Annotated in this window: 9 protein-coding genes; 6 read left to right on the top strand and 3 right to left on the bottom strand. The window is 63.5% G+C overall.

Translation table 11 applies throughout. The annotated features are described in order from the left end of the window. The first annotated feature begins 61 nt into the window (after window positions 1-61). Genes ACTJJN_RS20220 through ACTJJN_RS20210 form a run of 3 tightly spaced genes read left to right on the top strand, consistent with a single transcriptional unit; the run spans window position 62 to window position 2,557 of the window. The gene (locus ACTJJN_RS20220) at window positions 62-1,339 is read left to right on the top strand and encodes a flavohemoglobin expression-modulating QEGLA motif protein (RefSeq protein ID WP_003252215.1); all 1,278 of its coding nucleotides are present in this window, start codon (window positions 62-64) and stop codon (window positions 1,337-1,339) included. Then, complete coding sequence (locus tag ACTJJN_RS20215; RefSeq protein WP_017147929.1) at window positions 1,311-2,234, top strand: alpha/beta hydrolase; 924 nt, start codon at window positions 1,311-1,313, stop codon at window positions 2,232-2,234. Before ACTJJN_RS20220 ends, ACTJJN_RS20215 begins: the two co-directional genes overlap by 29 nt. Continuing rightward, window positions 2,231-2,557, top strand: coding sequence for a hypothetical protein (locus ACTJJN_RS20210; RefSeq protein ID WP_003252219.1), 327 nt, complete (start codon window positions 2,231-2,233; stop codon window positions 2,555-2,557). Before ACTJJN_RS20215 ends, ACTJJN_RS20210 begins: the two co-directional genes overlap by 4 nt. Window positions 2,558-2,688: 131 nt before the next feature. Here ACTJJN_RS20210 and ACTJJN_RS20205 read toward each other — a convergent pair whose 3' ends face one another. The 3 genes from ACTJJN_RS20205 to ACTJJN_RS20195 all read right to left on the bottom strand — a co-directional run bounded on the left by ACTJJN_RS20205 (window position 2,689) and on the right by ACTJJN_RS20195 (window position 4,565). Next, complete coding sequence (locus ACTJJN_RS20205; protein ID WP_440781559.1) at window positions 2,689-3,480, bottom strand: OmpA family protein; 792 nt, start codon at window positions 3,478-3,480, stop codon at window positions 2,689-2,691. A gap of 50 nt (window positions 3,481-3,530) precedes the next feature. Next, a complete protein-coding gene (locus tag ACTJJN_RS20200) occupies window positions 3,531-3,944 on the bottom strand; it encodes a DUF4398 domain-containing protein (protein ID WP_003252223.1) in 414 nt (137 codons plus the stop codon). A gap of 276 nt (window positions 3,945-4,220) precedes the next feature. Then, complete coding sequence (locus ACTJJN_RS20195; RefSeq protein ID WP_088513357.1) at window positions 4,221-4,565, bottom strand: pilin assembly protein; 345 nt, start codon at window positions 4,563-4,565, stop codon at window positions 4,221-4,223. Between the two features lie 260 nt (window positions 4,566-4,825). On the opposite strand from ACTJJN_RS20195, the gene ppc reads away from it, so the two are divergent. From ppc to tsaB, 3 genes are all read left to right on the top strand, one after another. Further along, window positions 4,826-7,453 carry a phosphoenolpyruvate carboxylase gene (gene ppc / locus ACTJJN_RS20190; protein WP_012053566.1) on the top strand — a complete coding sequence of 876 codons (2,628 nt, stop codon included), beginning with the start codon at window positions 4,826-4,828 and terminating at the stop codon, window positions 7,451-7,453. A gap of 257 nt (window positions 7,454-7,710) precedes the next feature. Next, the gene (gene adk, locus ACTJJN_RS20185) at window positions 7,711-8,361 is read left to right on the top strand and encodes an adenylate kinase (protein ID WP_004575467.1); all 651 of its coding nucleotides are present in this window, start codon (window positions 7,711-7,713) and stop codon (window positions 8,359-8,361) included. 271 nt (window positions 8,362-8,632) lie between these two features. Continuing rightward, the gene (gene tsaB / locus ACTJJN_RS20180; RefSeq protein ID WP_003252230.1) at window positions 8,633-9,307 is read left to right on the top strand and encodes a tRNA (adenosine(37)-N6)-threonylcarbamoyltransferase complex dimerization subunit type 1 TsaB; all 675 of its coding nucleotides are present in this window, start codon (window positions 8,633-8,635) and stop codon (window positions 9,305-9,307) included. Window positions 9,308-9,349 lie beyond the last annotated feature (42 nt).

Raw genomic sequence — 9,349 nt, 5'->3', positions numbered from 1 at the left:
AGGAGCGGGCTTGCCCGCGAAGAGGCCGGTACAGGTTTCGTGTACTAGAAAGGAGTCCCCGGTGGACGAATACCAGCAAACCATCCGCGCCCTGTCCGACCGCATCGTCGCGGCACAGACGCCTATCCGGGTCCTGGACGCGGTGAAGTGGGACGACAACATCCGCCAGGGCTTTCTCAAGGCCAAGGGCAAGGAGCCGCCGGCGGTTGATCGTGCCTACTACCAGTCGCGCCCGCTGTCGTTCGACTCCAGCGCGGTCAAGGCCGAGTTCCAGGGCATCGAGCGCGACATCATTCGCCAGTTGGGCCAGTTCAACCCGGTCGGGCAGATCATGAAGCGCATGTGCCGCGAATACCGCATGGTGGTGCGCATGCTTGAAGCGCGCGGTACCGAGGACTTCGGCCTGATCTCCCAGGAGCTGTACGGCGCCGCCTCGGATGCTTTCCACGCCGGTGACCCGACCCTGGCCGACCTTGGCCTGATGCTGTCGGACTACCTGAACAACATCGATGGCCGTGGTGACCTCAAGGATGAGCCAAAGAATCTCACCGCCAAGGAGGCGGTGGAGATCCTCCAGCACCGGCTGAACAACGTGTTCGGCGAGGCTGAAGGGACCATTCGCGTGTTCGAGTCCGACGGTATCGTCGCCGATGCCGCAGCCGGTGCCGACTACATCAAGGTGCGTGCCGATGCCATGTTCAACGCCCGCGATGTGCGCGCCCTGGAGGTGCATGAAGGGTTGGTGCATGTCGGCACCACGCTCAATGGCCTGAACCAGCCGATCTGCACCTTCCTGGCCAAGGGCCCGCCCTCATCGACGGTAACCCAGGAGGGCCTGGCGATTCTCATGGAGGTGATCGCCTTTGCCTCCTACCCCAGCCGCCTGCGCAAGCTTACCAACCGCACCCGTGCCATCCACATGGTCGAGGAGGGTGCAGACTTCATGCAGGTTTACGGTTTCTTCCGCGAGCAGGGCTTCGAGATGGCGCAGAGCTACAGCAACGCCAGCCGGGTGTTCCGCGGGTCGGTACCCAATGGCCTGCCATTCACCAAGGACTTGTCCTATCTCAAGGGCTTCATCATGGTTTACAACTACATTCAGTTGGCCGTGAAGAAGGGCAAACTGGAACAGATCCCGTTGCTGTTCTGTGGCAAGACCACCCTGGAAGACATGCGCACCCTGCGCCAACTTGTCGAGGAAGGGTTGGTCGAGCCGCCCAAGTACCTGCCTGAACAGTTCCGCGACCTGAGTGCGTTGTCGGCCTGGATGTGCTTCTCCAACTTCCTCAACCACCTGAGCCTGGATCGCATTGAAGCCGACTACGCGAACATTCTCTGAGCACTGCCGCCTGCTCGTCCTCGGCCTGGTCCTGGTGAGCCTTGGCGGCTGCAGCAGCCTGTTGTTCTACCCCGAGCGTGGTCAGGCCTTCACCCCGGAGCGCGCCAAGCTGGAATACCGCGATGTCACGCTGACCACTGCTGATGGCATCCGCCTTCACGGTTGGTGGCTGCCAGCCAAGGCTGGGGTCGAGGTCAAGGGCACGGTGCTGCACCTGCACGGCAACGGCGGTAACCTGCCAGGGCACCTGGGGGGGAGCTACTGGTTGCCGGAGCAGGGCTACCAGGTGTTCATGATCGATTACCGCGGCTATGGCTTGTCTCAGGGCCAGCCGAGCCTGCCGGAGGTGTACCAGGACATTGCTGCAGCCATGGCCTGGCTGCAGCAGGCGCCCGAGGTCAAGGGCAAGCCGCTGGTACTGCTGGGGCAGAGCCTGGGCGGTGCCATGGCCATTCATTACCTGGCGGCCCACCCCGAGCAGCGTCAGCGCTTCAGCGCCCTGGTGTTCGATGGCGTGCCGGCCAGTTACCGCGCGGTGGGGCGCTTTGCGCTCAGCACCTCCTGGATGACCTGGCCATTGCAGGTTCCGCTGTCGTGGCTAGTGCCGGACGGCGACAGCGCGATCCGCTCGATCGAGCGATTGAGCAGCCCGCCCAAGTTGTTTTTCCACAGCATCGACGACAACCTGGTGCCGATGGACAACGGCATCCGCCTGTATCAGCACGCGCCACCACCGCGGGTGCTGCAACTGACCCGAGGGGGGCACGTGCAGACCTTCGCCGACCCTACCTGGCGCCAGGTGATGCTGCGGTTCCTCGATGACCCCAGCCATTTCAACGGCCTGCGGCGGCTTGCCGAAGTGCCCAATTTCCCTGACGAGAAGAACAAGCAATGAGTGAAGAACGCAACGCCATCCCGCTGATCCTGACCGGCGTCGGCAGCATCATCGTGACGGTGGGGGCCTTGTGGTATTACGGTTACCTGCATTTCGCCAAGCCCGAAGATGCCCTGCTGCTGCAGGATTTCACCATGCTCAAGACCATCCCCGGCGAGGACTACAAGGTATCGCTGGACCCGGCGCCGCAAGTGGCCCAGTGCGTCGACGGCGTGCTGGTGCTGTTCGACACCCAGCAGAAAGGCCTGACCGGCGTGCTGGTGGACAACCGCAAGCGCGCGGTGCGCTGCATGGGCGAGGAAACACCGCAGCAGGTGCAGTGAGCCATTATCCCTGCTGCCTGAACTCGCCTCTTCGCGGGCACGCCCGCTCNNNNCGTGCCCGCGAAGAGGCCCGAACAGGCAAAAGAAAGCCCCGCGTCGATCGCGGGGCTTGTCCTTTCAGCTAGCCAGCCTTAGCGCTGAACCTGGCTCACCGAGCGTGGTGCCACCGGCTGGTTGTCGTTGGAGATGGTCACCTCCACCCGACGGTTCTGCGCACGTCCCGAGTTGCTCGAGTTGTCCGCTACCGGGTACTCCTTGCCATAGCCCTGGGAAACGATACGCGCCGGATCTACCCCGGCACGCACCAGTGCCATGCGCACGCTGTTGGCACGGCGCTCGGACAGGGTCTGGTTGTAGTTGGCCGAGCCGACGCTGTCGGTGTAGCCCTCGACGATCACCTTGCGTTCCGGGTTTTCCTGAAGGAACTGGGCCAGCTTGGTGATGTTCGGGTAAGCGCTGCTCTTGAGTTCGGCCTTGTTGAAGTCGAACAGCACGTCGCCGAAGGTCACCAGCGTTCCGCGGTCGGTATGCTTGGCGTTGAGGCTGTCCTGCAGCTTGGCGATCTGCGCGTCGCGGGCATCCAGCTTGGCCTGGGCGCGCTGGGCCGAGGCATTCTTCAGTTCAGCTTCGGCGGTGCGCAGGGCAATGGTCTGCTTGGCCACTTCGACGCGCTGGTTGGTCAGGTAGGCCAATTGGTCGACTTTCTTCTCGTCTTCACGGTCCATGTAGGCCTTGTCGGCCTTGTTCAGCCAGTCCTGGGCGTCCTTGGTCTCCAGTGCCGCGACTTTGCTCGCTTGCGGGTCGCTCTGCAGCGAGGAGAAGTTGGTGCGGGCCGATTCCAGGTTGGCATTCGGATCGTGCGAGCAGGCAGCAAGACCGACGCTCAGGGCCAGCAGGGCGGGAATCATGACGTGTTTGCGCATAGTGTTCATCCTTTGATCGTGTGCGAAGGCTAAGGTTGGCGGGGCAGGGCTCACTGAGCGCTGCGCAGGCCTTCCTCACGTACGTCCTGAACGCCCTGGCGGGCATCCTGCACGGCCTTCTGGGCTTTGGCTGCCTGGGCCTTGCGTTCGGCGAGGCGTGCATCCCACTCGGCCTGTTGGGCCAGGCGCTTGGCCTCGTCGTACTTCTTGTCGTGCATGGCGATTTCGGCTTGCTTGAACTTGTCCTGAGCCGCTTTCATTTCCACGGCGGCGAACTCGGTACCGCCAGCGCTGACGGCGGAGTTCACGGCGGACTGGGTAACGGCATACTGCTCGGTGGGCGGATTGCCCGCACAGCCGGCCAGGACCAGGCTACTGCCCAGCGCCAGCGCGGCCAGCTTGAACCCGCGCACATGAGTGGATGACAGTTGGCTAGTGCGGGTCTTCATGGTGGTCAGCTCCATTGGATCACTCCTGATAACGACGATGTCCGTAGCAGTCCATCGCTCAATCCCTGACAAAACCGCGCGCTTCAGCTCAACGGTGCACGAGGGCAGTGTGCAGGGTTTTAGCGTGATGGCTATTGGCTCCGACTCGAACGTTTTTCGAATAGTTCAGAAAAAAGCGCTGTAATCGAATAACTATTTCTGACTGATCGGTCAGTGCGATTTGCCTGGAACTTTCCCAGGCTGGAGCGGTATTCCGGGCCTTGAGCAGGCCCGGAATGCTGGGGCGCAGGATTATTTGTCGGTGTCGACTGTCGCGTTGCTCAAGTTGTGCAGGTGCTGGCGGGACAGGGAGAGAAAGCGCGGCGTAGGACCAACGTCTTCGTACAAAGGGTCGCCTTCTTCGTCGGTGGCGATGACCTGGCGGCCCTGCACATAGGGGAAACTGGCTTCCAGTTCTTCAAGGGCGGCGGCGATCAGTTCGCCGAGCAGTTCTTCGGCGGTGCGCTTGGGGTACATGTCGATCAGCGCGGCCAGGCGCGCTTCGGACTCCAGGTCCAGATGCAGGACATGGCCGGTACGGCTGAGGGTACCGGCGGCATTCTGTTCCCAGTGCTGGGCGAGTTCACGGATTTTCATGATGACCTCTGTTGACGCCTGGAAAGGCTGCACTGCATGGGAGTGCTGTGCTTTCACTTTAGTTTGGTTTGGCCGATCACGGCTTGCCATCGTCGCCCGGCTGTGGGCACTCTTGGGGGATACCGCCCCCCTGTAGGAGCGGGTTTACCCGCGAACACCGGCAACGCCGGTGCCAGACACCGCATTGGGCTCTTCACGGGTTACCCCGCTCTGGCACAGGGCGCGCCAAGGCTGAGAGGGATGCAACGGAGAGAGCGCCAGTGACCGATATCGATGTGCGTTTGCGTGAAGATGTCCATGTGTTGGGGGAGCTGCTTGGCGAAACCATTCGCCAACAGCATGGCGATGCGTTCCTGCAGAAAATCGAGGACATCCGCCACAGTGCCAAGGCCGACCGCCGCGGCCCGGGTGAGCAGCTGAGCTCGACCTTGGCGGACCTGGCCGAAGAAGACCTGCTGCCCGTAGCGAGGGCCTTCAACCAGTTCCTCAACCTGGCCAACATGGCCGAGCAGTACCAGTTGATCCGCCGGCGCGACGCTGACCAGCCCGAGCCGTTCGAAGCGCAGGTACTGCCCGAGCTGCTGGGGCGCTTGAAGCAGGCCGGCCACAGCAACGATGCCCTGGCCCGGCAACTGGCCAAGCTCGATATCCAGTTGGTGCTCACCGCACATCCCACCGAAGTGGCCCGTCGCACGCTGATCCAGAAGTACGACGCGATCGCCGGCCAACTGGCCGCACAGGACCATCGTGACCTGACCTCGGCAGAACGTCAGCAAGTGCGTGAACGCCTGCGCCGGCTGATCGCCGAGGCCTGGCACACCGAAGAAATCCGCCGTACCCGGCCTACGCCGGTAGACGAAGCCAAGTGGGGTTTCGCAGTGATCGAGCATTCACTGTGGCATGCCATCCCCAGCCACCTGCGCAAGGTCGACAAGGCCCTGCTGGAGGCCACTGGCCTGCGCCTGCCGCTGGAGGCCGCGCCGATTCGCTTTGCCTCGTGGATGGGTGGGGACCGTGATGGCAACCCCAATGTAACGGCTGCCGTCACCCGCGAAGTACTCCTGCTGGCGCGCTGGATGGCCGCCGACCTGTTCCTGCGCGACATCGATGCGCTGGCCGCCGAGTTGTCCATGCAGCAGGCCAACGACGCCCTGCGCAAACAGGTTGGCGACAGTGCCGAACCCTACCGCGCTGTGCTCAAGCAACTGCGCGACCGCCTGCGTGCGACACGCGCATGGGCGCATTCGGCCTTGACCAGCAACCAACCGGCCGGTGCCGACGTGCTGGTGGACAACCGCGAGCTGATCGCGCCGCTGGAGCTGTGCTACCAGTCACTGCACGAATGCGGCATGGGCGTGATCGCCGAGGGGCCGCTGCTTGACTGCCTGCGTCGTGCGGTGACCTTCGGCCTGTTCCTGGGCCGCCTGGACGTACGCCAGGACGCTGCCCGCCACCGTGATGCGCTGACCGAGATTACCGATTACCTGGGCCTGGGGCGTTACGCCGACTGGGATGAGGAGCAGCGCATCGCGTTCCTCCAGGCCGAGCTGAAAAACCGCCGGCCGCTGCTACCTGCGCATTTCAAGCCGCAAGCGGACACCGCCGAAGTGCTGGCGACCTGCAGGGAAGTGGCCGCTGCGCCGGCCGCCTCGCTGGGGTCTTACGTCATTTCCATGGCCGGTGCCGCCTCGGATGTATTGGCGGTGCAACTGTTGCTCAAGGAAGCCGGCCTGACCCGCCCCATGCGTGTGGTGCCACTGTTCGAGACCTTGGCCGACCTCGACAACGCCGGCCCGGTCATGCAGCGCCTGCTTGGCCTGCCGGGCTACCGCGCGGGCCTGCGCGGCCCGCAGGAAGTGATGATCGGCTACTCCGATTCGGCCAAGGACGCCGGCACCACCGCTGCTGCCTGGGCGCAGTACCGGGCTCAGGAAAACCTGGTGCGTATCTGTGCCGAGCATCAGGTCGAGCTGCTGCTGTTCCACGGCCGTGGCGGTACGGTCGGGCGAGGCGGCGGCCCGGCCCATGCTGCGATCCTGTCGCAGCCACCGGGTTCGGTGGCGGGGCGTTTCCGCACCACCGAGCAGGGTGAAATGATTCGCTTCAAGTTCGGCTTGCCGGGCATCGCCGAGCAAAACCTCAACCTGTACCTGGCTGCCGTGCTTGAAGCCACGCTATTGCCACCACCGCCCCCGCAGCCGGCCTGGCGTGAAGTGATGGACCAGTTGGCCGCCGATGGTGTCCAGGCCTACCGCAGCGTGGTACGGGAGAATCCCGATTTCGTCGAGTACTTCCGCCAGTCGACGCCAGAACAGGAGTTGGGGCGCCTGCCGTTGGGCAGCCGCCCGGCAAAACGTCGCGCCGGGGGCATCGAAAGCCTGCGGGCCATCCCGTGGATCTTCGGCTGGACCCAGACCCGGCTGATGCTGCCGGCCTGGCTGGGCTGGGAAACGGCGCTGACTAATGCCTTGGCCCGTGGTCAGGGTGAGTTGCTGGCGCAAATGCGCGAGCAATGGCCGTTCTTCCGCACCCGAATCGACATGCTGGAAATGGTACTGGCCAAAGCGGATGCGCAAATTGCCGAGGCCTACGACGAACGTCTGGTGCAACCGCACTTGCGTCCTTTAGGTGCGCACCTGCGCGACCTATTGTCGCAGTCATGCCAGGTCGTGCTGGGTCTGACCGGGCAGCCGGTGCTACTGGCGCACAGCCCCGAGACACTGGAATTCATTAGCCTGCGCAATACCTATCTGGACCCGTTGCACCGCCTGCAGGCAGAGTTGCTGGCCCGCTCGCGCAGTCGCGAAGCCGCTCTGGACAGCCCGTTGGAGCAGGCCTTGCTGGTGACCGTGGCGGGTATTGCCGCCGGGCTGCGCAACACCGGCTAAGGGCAAGCCCGGGTCATGTCTGGCGCGTGCCATCCAGGCCCGGCACTATGACGGGGAGGGTGGTTGCGCCTGGCGCAACCGCCTGCCCGGTCAGCCGCAAGTGGCGCATTCCTGCAACTTTGGGACGCTTGTCTGGCTGCCGGGCGCTGTGTATCTTGAGCAGCCTTCTGACCGATTTATGGTCATACCCGATTATCCGGACTTGGCCCTGGTCGCCGAATCCATTGAATTTCATACAAAAATTTGAGGAGCACAAGATGCGCGTAATTCTGCTGGGAGCTCCCGGGGCCGGTAAAGGTACTCAGGCAAAGTTCATCACCGAAAAGTTCGGTATTCCACAGATCTCCACCGGTGACATGCTGCGTGCCGCCGTCAAGGCCGGCACCCCGCTGGGCCTGGAACTGAAGAAAGTCATGGATGCCGGCCAGCTGGTCTCCGACGAGTTGATCATCAGCCTGGTGAAGGAGCGCATCGCTCAGCCTGATTGCGCCAACGGCTGCCTGTTCGACGGCTTCCCACGCACCATCCCACAGGCCGAAGCCATGGTCGCTGCCGGTGTCGACATCGATGCCGTGGTCGAAATTGCCGTCGACGACGAAGAAATCGTCGGCCGCATGGCTGGCCGCCGCGTGCACCTGGCCTCGGGCCGTACCTACCACATTCAGTACAACCCGCCGAAAGTGGAAGGCAAGGACGACGAGACCGGTGAAGACCTGATCCAGCGTGACGACGACAAAGAAGAAACCGTTCGCCATCGCCTGTCGGTCTACCACAGCCAGACCAAGCCGCTGGTGGATTTCTACCAGAAGCTGTCGGCTGCCAATGGCGGCAAGCCGAAGTACAGCCACATCGAAGGTGTCGGCTCGGTTGAAGCCATCACCGCCAAGGTCCTGGCAGCCCTGAGCTGATCCGGCGCCTGACGCACCTCGACAACGGCCCGCTTTTGTGGGAGCGGCCTTGTGTCGCGAAAGGGCTGCAGAGCAGCCCCATACAATGGTGTGATACCGCTGAAACCCTGGGGCCGCTTTGCGGCCCTTTTCGCGACGCAAGGTCGCTCCTCCAGGGCCAGTGCAGGCTTTGAAATCAGCGTGATGGGCCGCACAGCGGCCCCCTCGGGACACAACGCCGCTGCTGCTCTATACTGCCGCTCTTTTTCATTCGCATCTGGATACCCGTTCGATGACCACCCTGCTGGCCCTGGATACCGCCACCGAAGCCTGTTCCGTCGCGCTGCTGCATGACGGCAAGGTAACCAGCCATTACGAGGTGATCCCGCGCATGCATGCCCAGAAGCTGCTGCCGATGATCAAGCAACTGCTGGCCGACGCTGGCGTGGCACTGAATGCGCTGGATGCCATTGCCTTTGGCCGTGGCCCGGGCGCTTTCACCGGCGTGCGTATTGCCATCGGGGTTGTGCAAGGCCTGGCCTTCGCCCTCGAACGCCCAGTGCTGCCGGTGTCCAACCTGGCCGCTTTGGCCCAGGGTGCATTGCGCGAGCATGGCGTGCAGCAGGTGGCAGCTGCCATCGATGCGCGCATGGATGAAGTGTACTGGGGCTGCTACCAAGCCACGGCGGGCGAAATGCGCCTGGTCGGCCGTGAAGCCGTGTTGCCGCCCGAGCAGGTGGCGCTACCGGCAGGCAGCAATGGCGAGTGGTTCGGTGCCGGTACCGGATGGGGCTATGCCGAGCGCCTGGCGGTACAGGTGGCGGCTAGCAACCCGGGTGCCTTGCCCAACGCCCTGGACGTCCTCAGCCTGGCCACCTTTGCCTGGGCCCGTGGCGAGGCAATCGTCGCCGAGCAGGCGCAACCGGTTTATCTGCGCGATAATGTAGCCACGCCCAAGAAGCACTGAGTGCTGTTCGTCGATTATCGCCGAACACGCTTAAACCTTTTG

The sequence above is a fragment of the Pseudomonas sp. 22515 genome (genome assembly GCF_052044625.1).
GTDB lineage: Bacteria > Pseudomonadota > Gammaproteobacteria > Pseudomonadales > Pseudomonadaceae > Aquipseudomonas > Aquipseudomonas alloputida.
The sequence above is the reverse complement of the archived record's forward strand: the minus strand, read 5'-3'. Positions and strand labels throughout refer to the sequence as shown.

Bases quoted from the DNA above. Each gene is read 5' to 3' on its own strand.
- ACTJJN_RS20210 (WP_003252219.1), top strand. From the start codon at position 2,231: ATGAGTGAAGAACGCAACGCCATCCCGCTGATCCTGACCGGCGTCGGC.
- ACTJJN_RS20205 (WP_440781559.1), bottom strand. From the start codon at position 3,480: ATGCGCAAACACGTCATGATTCCCGCCCTGCTGGCCCTGAGCGTCGGT.
- ACTJJN_RS20200 (WP_003252223.1), bottom strand. From the start codon at position 3,944: ATGGAGCTGACCACCATGAAGACCCGCACTAGCCAACTGTCATCCACT.
- ACTJJN_RS20195 (WP_088513357.1), bottom strand. From the start codon at position 4,565: ATGAAAATCCGTGAACTCGCCCAGCACTGGGAACAGAATGCCGCCGGT.
- adk (WP_004575467.1), top strand. From the start codon at position 7,711: ATGCGCGTAATTCTGCTGGGAGCTCCCGGGGCCGGTAAAGGTACTCAG.
- tsaB (WP_003252230.1), top strand. From the start codon at position 8,633: ATGACCACCCTGCTGGCCCTGGATACCGCCACCGAAGCCTGTTCCGTC.